This window comes from Brevibacterium epidermidis NBRC 14811 (genome assembly GCF_001570805.1).
In the GTDB taxonomy this organism is placed as follows: domain Bacteria; phylum Actinomycetota; class Actinomycetes; order Actinomycetales; family Brevibacteriaceae; genus Brevibacterium; species Brevibacterium epidermidis.
Genome location: NZ_BCSJ01000011.1, coordinates 302,532 through 319,772, shown reverse-complemented (window position 1 = coordinate 319,772; position 17,241 = coordinate 302,532). Strand labels below are relative to the sequence as shown.

Below are 17,241 nucleotides of genomic sequence, written 5' to 3'. Positions count from 1 at the left end.
GGGCACAGGTGATGATTCCTTCACTCACTGATCCTTCATCGAACAATGCGCATACTGACAGACACAGACTTTCGAAGTTTCAGACTATCGACTCGGAGTTCCATGAGCAAAAGCACAAAGAGCCTTCGCCCCTGCCCGAGGCTGTCGGTCTTCTTCGACGCACGCTTCACCCGCACGACCCATCACGATGGGATCTCCCGGTACGGTTCGTGTCTGCTTTCCGCCCTGCTGCGAGCCGTGGAGGGCACCGAGATCGACGTCACCGTGATCATCAGCGATCAGGCACAGCTGGCGCTGCTTCCCGAATGTTCGTGGGTTGAGCTGAACGATCCCACCTCGCCCGCCGAGGTGGCCATCGCCGGAAAGCTCAATGCGCTGGGAGCCGATGTCGTGTTCTCGACGATGCAGACGATGGGTTCGTTCGGTCGCAGGTACGGGCTCATCCTCACCATCCACGACCTCATCTACTACTCCCATCCGAAGCCGCCCGGCGACCTGCCGCTGCCGGTCCGACTGCTGTGGCGGGCGTATCACCTGAGCTTCGCCCCGCAGCGGCTGCTGCTCAACCGCGCCGATGCCGTTGCGGCTGTGTCCGAGACGACGAAGGACCTCATCGCCGCCCACCGGCTGACGGATCGACCGGTGCAGGTCGTGTCCAATGCCGCCGAGGCGGTCGCAGCGCCGGCGCGGACCGTGAACCGGCACGATGCGAAGACACTCATCTACATGGGCGCGTTCCTGCCGTACAAGAACGTCGAATCCCTCATCCGCGCGCTCGAGCACCTGCCGGGGTGGACCCTGCACATCGCCAGCCGCATCGAAGGCCGGAGGGAAGCTCAGCTGCGAGCCCTCATTCCCGACCGGGCGAAGGTCGTCTTCCATCGGGGGATCAGCGATGAGGAGTATGCACGACTACTCGACGAATCGACGGCCCTCGTCACGGCCTCGCGGGAGGAGGGCTTCGGTCTGCCCGTCATCGAAGCGATGGCCAAGGGAGTGCCCGTGGCCGTGTCGGACATTCCGATCTTCCGAGAGATCGCCGCTGAGGCGGCCGAATACTTCGACCCGGAAGATCCGCGCTCGATCGCGCACGCGATCGAGCGGCTCACCGATGCCGACAGGTGGGCCGAACAGTCCGTAGCCGGCAGGCGTCAGTCACAGGTCTTCGATTGGGCGAAGTCGGCAGACTCGCTGGTCGACCTCATCAGATCAGTCGCTGCCGACCGCAAGAGCGACGGCTGAGTCCGAGCGGACACTGATGCACGGGTGACCGCCTCGGGTTCCGCAAGGGCGCGTTCAGCCGATGGCCGAGCCCGCAGCGGTGCGACCGAACAACTCAGTGGGAGAGCGTGCCCCAACTGCGCAGAACCCATTGGTCGCCGGTGTAGCCGAGCTCTCCGTGTCCGCAGTTGCCGAGGACGCCGAGGCGTCCGGTCCCATTCATCTCCAGGAGCATCTCGGCGGCACCACGCAGCACCGCACCATGGGCGACGATCGCGATCGTCGATGCTTCGGCGGACTCGACGATGTCGGTGATGGCGGCTGCGACTCGGCTGCCCGATTGGGAACGGGACTCACCGCCGGGCGGTGCGATATCGGCTCCGGAGGCCCATTCGGCGAGTTCGTCCGGCCAGGTTTCGGCCACCTCGGCGCGGGTGGAGCCTTCCCACTCACCGAAGGCGGTCTCACGCAGCCGTTCGTCGCGAAGGGGTTCGAGACCGACGACAGCTGCCAGGCTGTCGGCGGTCGCAGCGGCGCGCGAAAGATCCGAGGAGACGATGAGTTCCGGTCCGAGTTCGGCAAGGCGATGCGCGGCCTGCTCGGCCTGTGCTCGGCCCGTGTCGTTGAGGGGGACGTCGGACTGTCCCTGGAAGCGACCTGCGACGTTGAAGTCCGTCTGTCCGTGACGCCAGAACAGAACGGTCTTCGTCATGCGTCCGAACCGGGTTCGGGCAGCTGCAGATCGATGACCGGGACGTCCTTCCACAGCCGCTCGAGGGCATAGTATTCGCGCTGTTCGGCGGAGAAGACGTGGACGACGATCTCTCCGAAGTCGAGCAGCACCCAGTCCCCTCCTCGACCTTCGCGGCGCAGAGGGGTGCGGTCGTGGACTAGCTGCACCTCTTGTTCGATCGCGTCGATGATCGAACCGATCTGGCGTTCGTTGTCGGCGGAGACGATGAGGAACGCGTCGGTGATGTAGAGCGTGGAGCTCACATCGAGGCCGATGATGTCGGTTCCGAGCTTCTCGTCCGCGGCTTTGGCGGCGGTTCGAAGCAGTTGGGTGGATTCGGCGATCTCGCTCACAAGATCCTTTCGCATGGATGCGGTTGTGGAGGTGGTGGGCACCAAGTGATGCTCACATGAACATGACGAGGGCGATGACGATGAGTGCCAGCGCGAAGAACGCTGCGACGCCGAGGACGATATAGGGCATCTTCGAGGGCTCTTCGCCCATGAGGATCTGCCCGTCGTGCCCGGTCACCGAGCTGGCGCGGATGCGTGAACCGGGAGGGTTCACGGTCTCCTCTTCTTCGTAGTCGGCGTTCGGCAGCGACCAGGCCTCGGGAACTGCGTCCATCGGCCGGGTCTCCGGGTTGGCCGCCAGGGCACGTGCCGCATCATCGGAGCCTTCTTCACCGGCCGCTTCGTCGGCACCGCCGGAGCGAGTCTCGTCCACACGACCGGAGTCCGGCGTCTGCGAACCACTGGCATCTGCCTTGCGCGTCTCATCGACTTCGGGGATCTGTGCCGAAGCGGCGGTGACGACACGGACTCCGGACGTCGAGGGCGGCTGCACGATCGGCATCCGACGCGACCGGGACGTCGGCTCGGCATCGTCAGCGGGGTCGGTCTCTCCGGTCTTGTCGGAGGACTTGACATCGTCAGCGCTGTCGGCCTGCTTGTCTTCATCAGCCTGGACGGCAGGTTTCTCTTTCTCAGCAGGCTCGGCAGGCTTCTCAGCATCAGCGCGACCGGCAGGTGCAGACTTCTCGCCGGACTCTGCAGGCTGCTTCTCGGAAGCTTCGGTGCCGAGTGCCGGAGCGTCACCGTCAAGGGCCGAGTACGGCATCGACAGCGCGTCATAGGGTTCGCTGTCCAGTGTCGTCGGACGCGGAGCCGAGGAAGGAGTGACAGGGGCTTCGAAGTCGCGGGCCGCGACCTCTTCGGTGGCTCCACCGAAACCGGCGGTGTCATAGGACTCGTGCTCGGTCCCGACGGTCTTCGCATCCGGCTTCGAATCGGACGACGATGTGTCCGGAGTCTTGGCCGAGGCCTTCGCGTCAACGGCGTCTGATTCCGACTTCGCGGAATCCGAGGTCGAGTCCGCGGATCCCGAATCCGAGACTTCCGGAATCGGTCCGGTCAGGCGACCTTCGGCCGCAGCCTGGCGTTCGGCCAGTTCCTTCTCATCGGCCACAACCGGCAGTGCGCCGGTGGACAGATCGCCGTACAGCGAGAGTCCGTGTTCGCGCAGATACCGCTTCTTCTCAGCACGTGTCTGGAAGTGCGGCAGCGGGTCCCGCGTCGGGTCGAGACGATCCTCGGCATGCACCGGCGGCCGAGACTCCTGCGGGTGGTCCGATGCCAGAGCACCGCGTTCGTGGCTGGTCCGCGGCGAAGGTTCGGGGTCGATGCGCGAGGTGGTGTCATCACTGCTCTCGGCAACGGGCTTTGCATCGGGCTTCTTCGGGGGCAGCGGACTGAGGAGTCCGGCGCGAGAGTTCGGAGCCTCCTTCGGCTGCTCAGGAACCTCTCGTGCTTCGAACGCCTGTTCCGCCGCCAGCCTCTCGGCTTCTCGCCGTGCTCGACGTGACGTGAACTGCTCCTCAGCCATTCTCACTCCTGTACAACTCGTATTTCGCGATGTACTGCACTACGCCGTCCGGTACGAGGTACCAGACGGGTGCACCATCCATCACCCGTTGTCTGCAATCCGTGGACGATATCGCCAGCGCAGGGATCTGCACGAGACTCAGTCGATCAACGGGCAGTCCCTCACCGTGGAGTTCGTGACCGGGCCGACTGACCCCGACGAAGTGGGCCAGGGAAAACAGCTCATCCACATTCTTCCACGTCAAGATCTGAGCCAAAGCGTCCGCGCCGGTGATGAAGAACAACTCGGTGTCGGGACCGTAGCTGCGGGCAAGGTCACGCAGCGTATCGATCGTGTAGGTCGGGCCGGGGCGGTCGACATCGGCGCGGGAGACAGTGAACCGCGGGTTCGATGCCGTGGCGATGACTGTCATCAGGTACCGGTGTTCGGCGCTGCTGACCTCTTCGACGTCCTTCTGATACGGCCGTCCCGTGGGGACGAAAACCACCTCGTCGAGGTCGAAGGTCGCCTGAACCTCACTTGCCGCGACGAGGTGGCCGTTGTGGACGGGGTCGAAGGTGCCGCCCATGACACCGACTCTGCGTCTGTGCTCTGCCATATCAGTGGCGGTGCGAGATGCCCTTCCACGACCGGGACACAAGGCCCATCGTGATGAAGATCGCCAGGGTGATGAGTCCGTACCAGATCGGATCCATCGGCAGCTCGACGTGGGCTGCGTGCTCCCCGCCTTCGGCTGCGGCGGCCATAATGGCTGCGTTCACGTCATTTCTCCTTACTCAGTGATCCGAGGCGCATGAAGCGCATCGGGGTCATTACCTTCTCAGTTTCTCATGAACGACCGGGGAATCCGGCATCGACATGACTTCTTCCTCCTCCGATATCTCCCCTGGTCGGGCTGTTCATGCCCGGATCATGGAGTCTCGGAGCCGATTCTGACTCAGGAACGGACTTGGCCGTTGCCCATCATCACCCACTTCGTGGTGGTCAGCTGCTCGAGTCCCATCGGACCGCGAGCATGAAGCTTCTGCGTGGAGATGCCCACTTCCGCACCGAAGCCCAGCTCTCCCCCGTCGGTGAATCGTGTGGAGACGTTGACTCCCACAGCTGCAGCATCGATGGCGGTGACGAAGGTGTCCGCGTTGTCGAGGTCCTTCGTCACGATCACCTCGGTGTGGCCGGAACTGTAGGCGCGGATATGGTCGATGGCCTCTTCGATCCCGGAGACGAGCTTGATGGCGATCTCCAGTCCCAGGTACTCCTTGGCCCAGTCGCGCCTGGACACTCGTCGGACCTTCATCCCCGCCGGCGCCAGTGCTGAGACGTCGGAGTCGGCATGGACGATGACTCCGGCACCGTCGAGGCGTTCGAGGATCTTCGGCAGCACACGCTTCGCCGCCTTCTCATGGACGAGCAGCGTCTCCAGCGAGTTGCACACGCTCGGGCGGTGCGTCTTCGAGTTGAGGACGAGGTCGACGGCGGTCTTCACCGTGGCGGTGGAGTCGATGAACATGTGCACATTGCCCACACCGGTTTCGATGACGGGCACGATCGATTCCTGCACGACCATGTTGATGAGGTCGGCGCCGCCTCGGGGAATGAGCAGATCGACGTAGTCGCGGGCGTGCATGAGCACGTGCGCGCCTTCCCGTCCGTATTGGTCGATGCCGCTGATCGAGTCGACCGGCAGGCCCGCCGATTCGACGGCCCTGCGGAGGATGGAGATGATCTCCGTATTCGAGTTCTGTGCGGCCGAACCGCCGCGCAGGACCGAGGAGTTGCCGGATTTGAGTGCGAGGACGGCGATATCGACGGTGACGTTCGGACGAGCTTCGTAGATCGCGCCGATCACGCCCATCGGCACCCGGTTCTGGGTGAGTCGGATGCCGTTGGGCAGGGTGCGTCCGACGACGACGTTGCCGACCGGATCGGCGAGGTCGATGACGTCCTCGACGGAATCGGCGATCGCTGCGATGCGATCGGCGTCGAGGCGCAGACGGTCGAGCAGTGACTCGCTCATCCCGTTCTCGGTGCCGGCGGCGATGTCGGCGTCATTGGCTTTGACGATGCGGTCGGTGTTGCTGCGCAGGGCCTCGGCGATGGCACCGAGCGCCGCGTTCTTCTCCGCGGTCGAAGTCGTCGCCAGCAGACTCGAGGCTGCCTTCGCGTTGCGCACGATGCGGGTGACTCCGCGGACGGTCTTCGGGTGGATCTCGGCTGCTGCTGTCATGGGCTATCTCCCCCCGCTCACCTGTGTGAGAACGAGATCGTTTCGATGGATGACCTCTTTACGGTAGTCACTTCCCAGACGGGTGCCAAGTTCCTCCGTCGTGGCGCGGAACATCAGCGGCAGCTCGTCCGAGGAGAAGTTCGTCATTCCGCGCGCGATGACCTCATCGTCGAGATTGCGGATCTCGACCGGGTCACCCGCCTCGAAGTTCCCGCTGCAGGCGGTGACGCCGGCGGCGAGCAGTGAGGTTCCGCGCGAGAGCACTGCGGTCTCGGCGCCTCGGTCTATCGTGACCGTGCCGAACGTCCGGGCCAGATGGCGCAGCCACAGCAGGCGGGTGCCCCGACGCTTGTGAGTGACCGCGAAGTACGTGCCGACGCCCTCCCCGGCCAGCGCCGAGGCGGCTTGCGGAGCCGAGGTCAGAACAGCAGGGATTCCCGAATCGGCGACCATGATGGCGGCATCGACCTTCGTGGCCATTCCGCCGGTGCCGGTGCCTGCCGTCCCGACGCCGCCGATGGCGAGCTCGTCGAGGTCGCTGGGTCCGTGCACGCGGTCGATCAGCCGTGAACCGGGCAGATCCGGAGGCCCGGAGTAGAGCGCATCGACGTCGGACAGCAGCACGAGCGCATCGGCGTGCGCCAAGTGAGCGACGAGCGCGGCCAGGCGGTCGTTGTCTCCGAAACGGATCTCCTCGGTGGCTACGGCGTCGTTCTCGTTGACGATGGGCAGGGTGCCCAGGGCCAGGAGTTTGTCGATGGCACGCTGGGCGTTCTTGTACCGAGTCCGACGGATCAGGTCATCGGCGCTGAGCAGGACCTGACCGGGGACGAGGTCGAAGCGACCGAGAGCGCGCGTGTATGCGGCCATGAGCAGTCCCTGACCGACCCCGGCGGCTGCCTGCTGGCTGGCCAGATCACGGGGACGCTTCTTCAGCCCCATCGGCTCCAGCCCCGCCGCGATCGCTCCGGAGGATACGAGGATGACTTCGTGACCGGCCGACCGGTGAGCCCCGATGACATCGGTCAGGGCGATGAGTTTGGCCTCGTCGAGTCCGCCGTCGATCGTCGTCAGAGAGGACGAACCGACCTTGACGACGACACGGCGGGCGTGGGCGATGTCGTCACGCACAGACGCTGCGGAGGAGCCCGCCTGAACCGCGGGGCTCACTCCTCTTCGGCTCCCTCAGCAGACCGCGTCGCGGGCGCACCCTGGCTGCTCTCGCGGTGAGAGCGTTCGGCCAAGCGCTCCTGTTCGAACTCGGCCCGCGTCGCGGCCTTCGCGTCCATCTTCTCGTGATAGGCCGCCTTGCGCTCCTTGCGTGTGGCTCGCGCATCCTCGTCGAGTCGGGCGTCCGATCCGCGGGAGCCCAGCAGCTCGGCACCGCCGACGGTCGTGGGGTCCCAGTCGAAGACGACACCGTCGTCTCCGCCGACGACGATCGTGTCACCGGGTTTGGCACCGGCCTTGAACAGCGCCTCTTCGACGCCGAGGTGTTCGAGCCGGTCGGCCAGGTAGCCGACTGCTTCGTCGTTGCCGAAGTCCGTCTGCTGCACCCATCGCCGAGGCTTGTCGCCGAGGACTCGGAACAGCGGTCCGTCGGAGGATCGTTCGGAACGGACTTCGAAGCCGCGATCGTCGACGGCCTTCGGACGGATGACGATGCGCTGCGGTGTCGCTTCGAGCTCGGCGCGACGTTCCCGTTCGGCGAGCACGAGTTCGGCCATGGCGAACGAGAGCTCCCGGAGACCGGCATGGCTGACGGCTGAGATCTCGAAGACCCGATAGCCGGCGGCTTCGAGGTCGGGACGGACGATATCGGCGAGATCTCGGCCGTCGGGAATATCGACCTTGTTCAGCGCCACGAGTTTCGGGCGATCGGAGAGCGGCAGGAGTCCGCTGCCGTCATCGAGGTCGACGGCATAGGCGGCGAGCTCGGATTCGATGATCGTGAGGTCGGAGACGGGATCGCGTCCGGGCTCCCAGGTGGCCATGTCGATGACATGGACGAGACCGGCGCAGCGTTCGACGTGGCGGAGGAACTCGAGGCCGAGTCCCTTGCCCTCCGATGCGCCGGGAATGAGTCCCGGAACATCAGCGACCGTGTAGCGCGTGTCCCCGGCCTGGACGACCCCGAGGTTGGGCACGAGCGTCGTGAACGGGTAGTCGGCGATCTTCGGCTTCGCGGCAGAAAGCGCGGCAATGAGGCTTGATTTGCCCGCCGATGGGTAACCCACGAGGGCGATATCGGCGATCGTCTTGAGTTCGAGGACGAGGCTGAGGCTCTGCCCTGGCTCCCCGAGGAGCGCGAAGCCGGGGGCCTTGCGCTTCGTCGATGCCAGCGCGGCATTGCCGAGTCCGCCGCGGCCTCCGGCAGCGGCGGTGAACTCGGTACCGTCCTCGATGAGGTCGGCGATGACATCGCCGTTGGTGTTCTTCACGACCGTGCCTTCGGGCACGTCGACGATGAGGTCTCGTCCATCGGCGCCGTGCCGCAGATCGCCCTTGCCGATTCCCCCGTCGTCGGCACGCACATGCGGACGGTGATGGAGAGGAAGCAGCGTCGTGGTCTGACGGTCGACGCGGAAGATGATGTTCCCGCCGTTGCCGCCGTCGGCGCCGTCGGGACCGCCGAGCGGTTTGAACTTCTCACGCCTGATCGAGGCACACCCGTTCCCACCTGCGCCTGCGGCGAGGTGAACGGTGACACGGTCTACGAACTCGGTGGCCATAATGTCCTTATATCAGATGAAGGGTGAGTCGTTCGACTCACCCTTCATGCTCCCTCGTTCAGGGAGAGATCATATTGACGACGGAACGGATCCGGAAAGGATCAGGCTCCGACGATGTTGACGATCTTGCGACCGTTGCGGGTGCCGAATTCCACGGCGCCGGCAGTCAGAGCGAAGAGGGTATCGTCTCCTCCACGGCCGACGTTGGCTCCGGGGTGGAACTTGGTTCCGCGCTGGCGGACGATGATCTCGCCGGCCTTGACGGCCTGGCCGCCGAAGCGCTTCACGCCGAGGTACTGTGGGTTCGAGTCGCGACCGTTGCGGGTCGAGCTGACTCCCTTTTTGCTTGCCATGTGAGAAGTCTCCTCTTACTTGATGTTCGTGATCTTCAGACGGGTGAGGTCCTGGCGGTGGCCCTGACGCTTCTTGTACCCGGTCTTGTTCTTGTACTTCTGGATCACAATCTTGGGACCGCGGAGTTCACCGGCGACCTCAGCGCTGACCGAGACCTTCGCCAGAGCGTCGGGATCGGTCGTGACCGTCTCACCGTCGACAAGAAGTACGGCATCGAGTTCGACGCTGTCTCCAGCCTTCGCCTTCATTCGGTTGACTGTGATGATGTCGCCGACGCTCACCTTTTCCTGGTGGCCTCCGGCGCGGACGATGGCGTAGACCATGGTCGAACCCTCTTTCTGTTGAAAACAAACGAACGGCGGTTGTCCCTTGGCTGCCGCAGAACGGATCCTGCAGACATCCCATTGAGAGGAATCACCAGCCGTGGTGCTTCACGCGCACCGACGATCAATTCTAATCGAGAGAACACACCATCGGCAAACCCATCTCCCATGTTCGGCGGCCGATCTGCAGATTGTGAGCCATCTCTCGTTCACCTGCGGAGAATGCGAGCTCCACAGCGCTCCCGCTCAGCTCTCGCGCGACTCCGCGATGCGTTCGTGCCGACGGATGACCTCGGCGACGATGAACGCCAGGAACTTCTCCGCGAACTCGGGATCCAGGTGGGACTCCTCGGCGAGTTCCCGCAGCCGGGCGACCTGCCGGGCCTCCCGGGACTCATCGGCTGGAGGCAGACCATGGTCGGCTTTGAGCTCGCCGACGCGTTCGGTGAGTTTGAAGCGCTCGGCCAGAAGATGGACGAGGGAGGCATCGATGTTGTCGATGCTGCCCCGCAGCTCCTGCAGCCATTCGACTGCGCGTGTTCTGTCGTATCTGTTCTCATCCACGCACCCAGTCTAGCGATGCTCGAATACACCTGTGCGCCGCGTCCGAATGGCCGCGGCGCACAGTGTTCCTTGATAGTGGCTGCCCCCCTCACCTCGAAGAGGAGATTGAGACTCAGGCGGGCTGGTCGACCGGGACCGCGTCGGTCGTGTCCGGGTCGTTCAATGTTCCGGCCTTGCGGTCGGCGAGGTACTTCTTCATCTCCTTCTTGACCACCGGCATGAGCATGTAGAGGCCGAGGATGTTGATGAAGGCACACATGAAGAGTGCGGCGTCCGCGAACTCGACGACCTTCGAGAAGGTCGCCACACAGCCGACGACGACGAAGAGGCAGACCAGTGTGCGGAAGACGGTGACGCTGGCCTTCGCATTGCCGAACAGGTAGCTCCATGCCTGCTCTCCGTAGTACGCCCAGGTGATGAGGGTCGAGAAGGCGAACAGCGCGACAGCGATGGCCAGCAGGACCGGGTACCACGAGGCGACGGTCGAGAAGGCGTCCGAAGTCAGGGCCACGCCCCCGATCTCACCGGCGCCGAGGTCCTCTCGGTAGGAGGCCTGATTGGCGACGATGATCGTCAGCGCCGTCATGGTGCAGACGACGACCGTATCGATGAAGGGCTCGAGGAGTGCTACGAATCCCTCCGAGATCGGACGGCGGGTCTTGACCGCCGAGTGGGCGATCGGTGCCGATCCGATGCCGGCCTCGTTGGAGAACGCCGAACGCTGGAAGCCGATGATCATGACTCCGACAATGCCGCCGGCCACACCCTGCGGGTTGAACGCCCCGGCGAAGATCTCACCGATAGCGGCCGGGATGTTCGAGAAGTTGAGCCCGAGCACGAGGAGACATGAGATGACGTAGAAGATGGCCATACCGGGAACGAGCTTGTCGGTGACCTTCGCGATCGAACGGATCCCGCCGAGGATGACCAGGGCGACGAGCGCTGCGAAGATGATTCCGAAGATGAGCGAGGCGAAGGGCCCGGCGAGGATCCCGTCGTCGCCGCCCGTGGCCGTGCGGACCTGGGCAAAGGTCTGATTGGCCTGGAACATGCCGCCGCCGACGATGCCGAAGATGAGGATGGCGATGGCGAACAGTCCGGTGAGCACCGTGGCCACCGGCTTGGAGAAGCGGCGGAAGGCCACAGGGAGATACTTGAATGGTCCGCCGTGGACCACCCCGTTCTCGTCGATCTCACGGTATTTCACTCCGAGGGTGCATTCGACGAACTTCGTGCACATGCCCAAGAGACCGGCGATGATCATCCAGAAGGTCGCACCTGGACCGCCGAGGGCGATAGCCACACCGACACCGGCGATATTGCCGAGACCGACGGTACCCGACAGCGCGGAGGCGAGAGCCTGGAAGTGAGTGACTTCGCCCGGGTCGGACTTCGAGGAGAATTTGCCGCGGATGATCTCGAGCGACAGTTTCGCCCCTCGAGCTTGGATGAAGCCGAAGTAGACGGTGAAGACCCCGGCCGCGAAGATCAGCCACAGGACGACGAAGGGAAACGAGATCGATCCGATGGTGATCGGAAAGAAGATGACGCTGCCGAACCACGTCGCGATCGGTTCGAACCATGAGTTGATGGCATCGTCGACCGGAGAGACCGGCGCTGCTGAGATATGAAGATTGTTCATAGTGAGACAACTTACTGAGACTTGTGTCACATTCAAGCGTTCCAGCTTATGGAACGCTTTCAGTTATCGAACCGTTACGAAACAGGGGGCTCTGCGGCCATTTGAGATTCGTGTCTCATCAACTGGCCTAAACTGGGAACATGACTCAGAACCCTCAGCAACCAGGTCAGCGGCCGCCTCGAACCCCCAACTCATCCGCCGATCGAGGCCCGATTCCCAGCGGAGATCCGAGCACTCACATCCAATCCGGCCACGGTCAGCCTTCGGCATACCCCGGTGCGGAGGCTGTGACGAATCCCAACGGGCACTATGGGTCCCAGGGCGCTCAGTCCGGGTCGATCGGAGGTTCGGAGTCGACGGCACAGTATGGTCCGCCCGCTGGAGCTCAAGCGAACACCGGTGCCCCGCCGCACCACGGTGAAGGCTCACCTCTGCCGCCGGCACGACGGAGTCGACACCCGGAACAGGGTCTTGGTTCAGGTCCGGGGCCGAATTCCGGCGCTGGACCCGCCGCATCGCCGGCACCGGCCCGCGGGCCCCGACGCTCACCTGTGCAGGCGCCGGACTCCGGTCGGCCTCCCTCAGGGCCAGGACAGCCCAACTCGGCCCCCACGCGCATTGTCTCCCCCGACGGTGAACGCGTGCGCGAGAAGCCGGCCGGCGGGGTCTCCGGCTATTTCGCTATCGTCGGTGCCATCGCCCTGCTCCTCGCCGCTGTGCTCATGGGCATCATCGGCTTCGTCATGAGCTTCGCCCAGGTCGCCGTCGGCGTCGTCCTCTTCATCGTCGCCGTGCTGTGCTTCATCGCCTCGATGTTCCTGTTCAGAGGATGCACCTCGGTGGCGCCCGGACACGCCGTCGTCCTCCAGCTCTACGGCAAGTACGTCGGCACGGTCAGACAATCGGGACTGCGATTCGTCAATCCCTTCTATACGAAGGACCAGATCTCGACGCGCATCCGCAATCATGAGACCTCGACTCTGAAGGTCAACGACCTCGACGGCAATCCGATCGAGATCGGCGCCGTGGTCGTCTGGCAGGTCAGGGACACTGCACAGGCGATGTTCGAGGTCGATGACTTCGAAGAGTTCGTCGCAATCCAGGCCGAGACCGCTGTTCGGCACATCGCGAACTCCTACGCCTACGATTCCTCGGATCCGCGCCGCATGTCGCTGCGTGACAACGCCGACGAGATCACCTCGCGACTCTCCGATGAGGTCGCCGCCCGGGTCATGGCCGCCGGCGTCACGGTCATCGAATCGCGCATCACCCAATTGGCCTATGCTCCGGAGATCGCCCGTGCCATGCTCCAACGCCAGCAGGCCACGGCCGTCGTCGCTGCTCGTCAGCTCATCGTCGAAGGAGCTGTCGGAATGGTGGAGACGGCGATCGAGGAGATCGAAGGTCGACGGATCGTCACACTCGGGCAGACCGAACGCAGCGATCTCGTGTCGAACCTGATGATCGTGCTCTGCGGCGATCAGGCGGCGCAGCCCACCATCAGCACCACGCGCAATCAGCAGTCGGCAGGCTGACTATCCGGTAAGAGGATCGCCTGACACGACAGCGCCCCGTCGACGTTATCCGTCGGCGGGGCGCTGTCGTGTCTCAACGAGGGTGTGGTGCTCAGTCCTCGCCGATGATGACGAACGAAGTCGGCAGCTGTTCCTGCTTGGGTGCAGGAGCCTTCTTCGCCGGTTCGCTCTTCTTCGCCGGGGCGCGCTTGACGGGTGCGGCAGCGGCGACCTTCGTCTCGCTGTCCGTGCCGATCATCAATGGCAGGTCCTTCGGCTCGTCGGCAGCCGGCTTCTCTTCCGCTGCAGGCTTCTGCTCGGCTGCGGGCTTCTGTTCGGCCGCAGGCTTCTCTTCCGCAGCCGACGACTGCTCGTCCCTGCTCGACTTCTCGTCTGACGTCTCCGTCTGCGATTCGTCGTTGCGGTTCGAACGAGAACGGCGCCGCCCGTTGCGTGAACGCGATCGGGGCTTTCCGCCTTCGTCGTTGTTCGCAGAGTCCGCACTATCAGTCTGAGCGTCGGACTTCGACTCGGTCGGTTCCGCGTCGTCCTTCTTCAGAGTGGCCTTCGCGATCGCGGCGACGGCCGACCGTGACGCGTCCGAGGACACGTTCTCCTCTGTCGTCTCGGACTCGTTGTGCTTGGACTTCGAGCCGGAGTCACCCCGACGCTTGCGGTCACGTCGGTTGTCGTGGTTCGACGACCGGTTGCCGCGGTGGGCCTTCGAGCCGTCTTCTTCCGAGCCGGGCAGCAGCAGTCCCCGGCCGGTGAGGTCCTCACCAGCGCTGACGAGGGATTCGGCGAGTCCGGTGCCGATGCGCTTGCGCGTCATCTGCACGAGTCCCAGTGAAGTCACCTCGGCGACCTGATGCTTCGTCCGGTCACGGCCCAGACATTCGACGAGGCGGCGCACCACGAGATCGCGGTTGGATTCGAGCACCATGTCGATGAAGTCGACGACGATGATTCCGCCGATGTCACGCAGACGGATCTGGCGGATGACCTCCTCGGCGGCTTCGAGGTTGTTGCGGGTCACCGTCTCCTCGAGATTGCCTCCGGAGCCGGTGAACTTGCCGGTGTTGACGTCGACGACCGTCATCGCTTCGGTGCGGTCGATGACGAGCGAACCGCCCGAGGGCAGATTCACCGTACGCTGGAGCGCCTTCTGAATCTGCTCTTCGATCCGGTAGTGATCGAAGATGTCCTCGTCCTCGTTGTAGCTGTGCACACGGTCGAGCAGGTCCGGGGCAACGGATTCGACATACTCGTGGATCGTGTTCCATGCACCGTCGCCGTCGATGACGAGCGAGTTGAAGTCCTCGTTGAAGACATCGCGGATGATGCGCACGATCATGTCCGGCTCGCTGTAGAGAAGCTGCGGAGCCAGCACCTTCGTCGACTTGGACTTCTTCTCGATCGTCTCCCACCGCTTGGCAAGACGTTCGACGTCACGCGAGAGGTCGGTGTCGGTGGCACCCTCGGCGGCGGTGCGCACGATGACACCGTTCGAGTCGCCGACAAGCTGCTTGAGCAGCTTCTTCAGGCGTGCTCGTTCATTGTCGGGCAGCTTCCGCGAGATACCGGTCATCGAGTTGCCGGGCACGTAGACGAGGAATCGTCCGGGCAGAGAGATCTGACTGGTCAGGCGGGCGCCCTTGTGCCCGATCGGGTCCTTCGTCACCTGCACGAGAACGGCATCCCCGGGGCTCAGCGCGGTTTCGATGCGGCGCGCCTTGCCGTCCATGCCGAGTGCATCCCAGTTGACTTCACCGGCGTAGAGCACGGCATTGCGGCCCTTGCCGATGTCGATGAATGCCGCTTCCATGCTCGGCAGCACGTTCTGGACCTTGCCCAGGTAGACGTTGCCGATGAGCGAGGACTGCTGACGGTTCTCCTTGAGGTAGTGCTCGACCGCGATTCCGTCTTCGACGACGACGAGCTGTGTCTGGTCGCCGCTCTCACGCACCAGCATGGTGCGCTCGACGGACTCCCGCCGGGCGAGGAACTCGGCCTCGGTGATGATGGGGCGACGACGTCCGGCTTCGCGGCCTTCCTTGCGACGCTGGCGCTTGGCTTCGAGGCGAGTCGAACCCTTGAGCGAGGTGACCTCGTCACGGTCGGTGCTGCGGGTGCGGGACCGGCGACGGCGGCGACGGCGTGAGCCGCTGTCGGAGTCGTCGTCACCATCGTCCGAATCGTCGGAGTCCTTGTGGTCGGAGTCCTTGTGGTCCGACTTCGAGTGTGAGTCCTCATTGTCCGAATCCGAGTTCTGCTTCGAACCGCGATTGTTCGATCGCGATCCCCGCTTCGAGGACTTCGAGTCGTTGCTGTCGGCAGAGTCCGAGGAGTCGTCCTCGGAGTCCTTCGCATCGTCAGCGGAGTCCGAGGAATCGTCGTGGGAGTCGTCGCGATTGCGCGAGCGACGGCCGCGGCCGCCCCGCCGGCGACGCGGACCGTTCGAGTTCTCGTCCTCGTCACTGTCGTTGTGGCGGTTCTCCTGCGAGGACGAGGTGTCGTCATCGGTGTCGTCGGAATCGTCCCAGTCGTCGGACTCGTCCTCGACCTTGACGACCTCGGCGAGTTCGGCCTTCGGCACCTGGAAGATCAGGCCGCCGTCGTAGGGCACTGCAGGGGCCGCGCGGGGTTCGGGTGCGGAAGCGGCAGGAGCGGGCGCGGCAAAGGGGTTGCGCGGGTCGAAGCTCGGCGCAGCCTGCGCAGCCGTCGACTCGTCATCGGAGTCGTCGGAATCAGCGTCGTCGCCGGCATCGGAATCATCGTCATCGCCGTCGTCATCCGAGTCTCCGCGGACGAACTCTTCGAAGACGAGTCCCCGATTGGCCACGGCGTCGCGTGCTGATTTCGGGCCGCCTCGGCGAGGGGCGGGTTCGTCCTCTTCGTCGTCATTGTCATCGGCGTCGCCGATGCGCAGAGATTCGGCCGCCTCGGCGATGTCGTCAAGCCGTGCGCGCACGCTGTCGTCGACATCCTCGTGTTCGGCATTCGTGGCGTTGGCCGACTGCTGCAGATTCGCGAGGTCCGCGAGAATGCCTTCGGTCGGATCTGTCGACTCTGTACCGTCGGTATCGTTCATCAGTTCTCCCATCCGAAGACGCCGTCCACACCGTACGGATCTTCGGATCCTTGCATGGTCCGCAATGGACCGAAACCTGTGGATGGCACGTCCGGCTCGCGCTCAGCGCGTAGGCCTTCCGTGTTGCCTCATCTTGTTGTCGACCTGCGAGGTCATACCCTCGACTCGGTGGAGGCACTTCTCCTGCTCGGTGTGAGAACAGGTATCCGTCCGACCATTATGTCACAGAAGTGCCTTGCACTGAGGTTTCCCAGGGTGCGGAGTTTGCCGCACGGGACGCAGGCAGGCATTCTTGAGGAGTGAACACCACACTGACTCACTCCGATGACCTCGAGACCGCTGATACCACTTCGTCGTGGGTGCTCAGATCGGCCCCGTTCGGCGTCTTCCTCATCATCGCCTCCGTCATCGGCTTCCTCGCCTCTTTCTCGCTGTCGGCGGAGAAATACGAGAAGCTCGCGAACCCGGACGTCGTGCTCTCCTGCGACCTCAACCCGTTCTTCTCCTGCGGTTCGGTCATGGAGCATGCCGAAGCCGAGCTTCTGGGCTTCCCCAATCAGCTCTTGGGTATTGCCGCCTTCGTCTTCCCGCTGCTTCTCGGTGTGCTCATCCTGTCCGGCACTCGACTGCCCCGATGGGTGATGCTGGGGCTGAATATCGGGTTGGCCTGCGGTGTGGCGCTGGTGATGTTCCTGTTCTACGTTTCGATCTACAAGATCGGCGTCGGCTGCCCGTGGTGCATCATCGTATGGACCGTGACGATTCCGATGTTCATGAGCGTCACCGCCCGCAACCTCCTCACCGGAGCGTTCGGCCAGCGAGCCGCCGACAATGCCGTGCTGCGGGTCCTGGCCAAGGAGAACATCGTCCTGTCGGTGCTGTGGCTGCTCATCATCCTCGCCTGCATCGTCGTGCAGTTCTGGGCGTTCTTCTCCAACCTGTTCTGATCTTCTCAT

Annotated in this window: 16 protein-coding genes; 3 read left to right on the top strand and 13 right to left on the bottom strand. The window is 64.0% G+C overall.

Annotated features, from left to right (window positions below):
• Positions 1–102: 102 nt before the first annotated feature.
• Positions 103–1,242 (top strand): glycosyltransferase family 4 protein, encoded by a 1,140-nt coding sequence (locus BEP01S_RS08650; RefSeq protein ID WP_244882165.1) that lies wholly within the window; start codon positions 103–105, stop codon positions 1,240–1,242.
• Between the two features lie 94 nt (positions 1,243–1,336).
• Here the strand turns inward: BEP01S_RS08650 and BEP01S_RS08645 are convergent, their stop codons facing one another.
• The 12 genes from BEP01S_RS08645 to BEP01S_RS08595 all read right to left on the bottom strand — a co-directional run bounded on the left by BEP01S_RS08645 (position 1,337) and on the right by BEP01S_RS08595 (position 11,680).
• Positions 1,337–1,933 (bottom strand): histidine phosphatase family protein, encoded by a 597-nt coding sequence (locus tag BEP01S_RS08645; protein WP_062242255.1) that lies wholly within the window; start codon positions 1,931–1,933, stop codon positions 1,337–1,339.
• The gene (rsfS, locus tag BEP01S_RS08640) at positions 1,930–2,307 is read right to left on the bottom strand and encodes a ribosome silencing factor (protein ID WP_039210764.1); all 378 of its coding nucleotides are present in this window, start codon (positions 2,305–2,307) and stop codon (positions 1,930–1,932) included. Before rsfS ends, BEP01S_RS08645 begins: the two co-directional genes overlap by 4 nt.
• Before the next feature lie 52 nt (positions 2,308–2,359).
• A complete protein-coding gene (locus tag BEP01S_RS08635; RefSeq protein ID WP_062242253.1) occupies positions 2,360–3,838 on the bottom strand; it encodes a hypothetical protein in 1,479 nt (492 codons plus the stop codon).
• Positions 3,831–4,436, bottom strand: a complete 606-nt coding sequence (nadD, locus tag BEP01S_RS08630; protein ID WP_035319614.1) for a nicotinate-nucleotide adenylyltransferase — start codon at positions 4,434–4,436, stop codon at positions 3,831–3,833. Before nadD ends, BEP01S_RS08635 begins: the two co-directional genes overlap by 8 nt.
• A 1-nt stretch (position 4,437) precedes the next feature.
• Positions 4,438–4,599, bottom strand: a complete 162-nt coding sequence (locus BEP01S_RS16815) for a hypothetical protein (RefSeq protein ID WP_155807341.1) — start codon at positions 4,597–4,599, stop codon at positions 4,438–4,440.
• Positions 4,600–4,775: 176 nt separating this feature from the next.
• Positions 4,776–6,065: a glutamate-5-semialdehyde dehydrogenase gene (locus BEP01S_RS08625; protein WP_062242252.1), complete on the bottom strand. Its 1,290-nt coding sequence runs from the start codon at positions 6,063–6,065 to the stop codon at positions 4,776–4,778.
• Positions 6,066–6,068: 3 nt separating this feature from the next.
• Positions 6,069–7,235 (bottom strand): glutamate 5-kinase, encoded by a 1,167-nt coding sequence (gene proB / locus BEP01S_RS08620; protein ID WP_062242248.1) that lies wholly within the window; start codon positions 7,233–7,235, stop codon positions 6,069–6,071.
• On the bottom strand, positions 7,232–8,797 hold the full coding sequence (obgE, locus tag BEP01S_RS08615; protein ID WP_062242246.1) for a GTPase ObgE: 1,566 nt from the start codon (positions 8,795–8,797) through the stop codon (positions 7,232–7,234). The genes proB and obgE overlap by 4 nt, the downstream gene beginning before the upstream one ends.
• Before the next feature lie 101 nt (positions 8,798–8,898).
• Positions 8,899–9,150, bottom strand: a complete 252-nt coding sequence (gene rpmA / locus BEP01S_RS08610) for a 50S ribosomal protein L27 (protein WP_025776788.1) — start codon at positions 9,148–9,150, stop codon at positions 8,899–8,901.
• A gap of 15 nt (positions 9,151–9,165) precedes the next feature.
• The gene (gene rplU, locus BEP01S_RS08605) at positions 9,166–9,474 is read right to left on the bottom strand and encodes a 50S ribosomal protein L21 (protein WP_025776790.1); all 309 of its coding nucleotides are present in this window, start codon (positions 9,472–9,474) and stop codon (positions 9,166–9,168) included.
• 246 nt (positions 9,475–9,720) lie between these two features.
• On the bottom strand, positions 9,721–10,038 hold the full coding sequence (locus tag BEP01S_RS08600; protein ID WP_062242244.1) for a chorismate mutase: 318 nt from the start codon (positions 10,036–10,038) through the stop codon (positions 9,721–9,723).
• A 112-nt stretch (positions 10,039–10,150) separates the two neighbouring features.
• Positions 10,151–11,680, bottom strand: coding sequence for an alanine/glycine:cation symporter family protein (locus BEP01S_RS08595; RefSeq protein WP_062242242.1), 1,530 nt, complete (start codon positions 11,678–11,680; stop codon positions 10,151–10,153).
• 641 nt (positions 11,681–12,321) lie between these two features.
• Here BEP01S_RS08595 and BEP01S_RS08590 point away from each other — a divergent pair.
• Entirely contained in the window at positions 12,322–13,215 is an 894-nt protein-coding gene (locus tag BEP01S_RS08590) for an SPFH domain-containing protein (protein ID WP_244882163.1), read from the top strand.
• Between the two features lie 91 nt (positions 13,216–13,306).
• Here the strand turns inward: BEP01S_RS08590 and BEP01S_RS08585 are convergent, their stop codons facing one another.
• Entirely contained in the window at positions 13,307–16,285 is a 2,979-nt protein-coding gene (locus BEP01S_RS08585; RefSeq protein ID WP_062242332.1) for an Rne/Rng family ribonuclease, read from the bottom strand.
• Between the two features lie 299 nt (positions 16,286–16,584).
• Between BEP01S_RS08585 and BEP01S_RS08580 the strand changes: the two genes are divergently transcribed.
• Positions 16,585–17,232 carry a vitamin K epoxide reductase family protein gene (locus BEP01S_RS08580; protein WP_062242241.1) on the top strand — a complete coding sequence of 216 codons (648 nt, stop codon included), beginning with the start codon at positions 16,585–16,587 and terminating at the stop codon, positions 17,230–17,232.
• Positions 17,233–17,241 lie beyond the last annotated feature (9 nt).

Bases quoted from the DNA above. Each gene is read 5' to 3' on its own strand.
- BEP01S_RS08650 (WP_244882165.1), top strand. From the start codon at position 103: ATGAGCAAAAGCACAAAGAGCCTTCGCCCCTGCCCGAGGCTGTCGGTC.
- BEP01S_RS08625 (WP_062242252.1), bottom strand. From the start codon at position 6,065: ATGACAGCAGCAGCCGAGATCCACCCGAAGACCGTCCGCGGAGTCACC.
- BEP01S_RS08585 (WP_062242332.1), bottom strand. From the start codon at position 16,285: ATGAACGATACCGACGGTACAGAGTCGACAGATCCGACCGAAGGCATT.
- obgE (WP_062242246.1), bottom strand. From the start codon at position 8,797: ATGGCCACCGAGTTCGTAGACCGTGTCACCGTTCACCTCGCCGCAGGC.
- BEP01S_RS08645 (WP_062242255.1), bottom strand. From the start codon at position 1,933: ATGACGAAGACCGTTCTGTTCTGGCGTCACGGACAGACGGACTTCAAC.
- rpmA (WP_025776788.1), bottom strand. From the start codon at position 9,150: ATGGCAAGCAAAAAGGGAGTCAGCTCGACCCGCAACGGTCGCGACTCG.
- nadD (WP_035319614.1), bottom strand. From the start codon at position 4,436: ATGGCAGAGCACAGACGCAGAGTCGGTGTCATGGGCGGCACCTTCGAC.
- BEP01S_RS08635 (WP_062242253.1), bottom strand. From the start codon at position 3,838: ATGGCTGAGGAGCAGTTCACGTCACGTCGAGCACGGCGAGAAGCCGAG.
- BEP01S_RS08595 (WP_062242242.1), bottom strand. From the start codon at position 11,680: ATGAACAATCTTCATATCTCAGCAGCGCCGGTCTCTCCGGTCGACGAT.
- rplU (WP_025776790.1), bottom strand. From the start codon at position 9,474: ATGGTCTACGCCATCGTCCGCGCCGGAGGCCACCAGGAAAAGGTGAGC.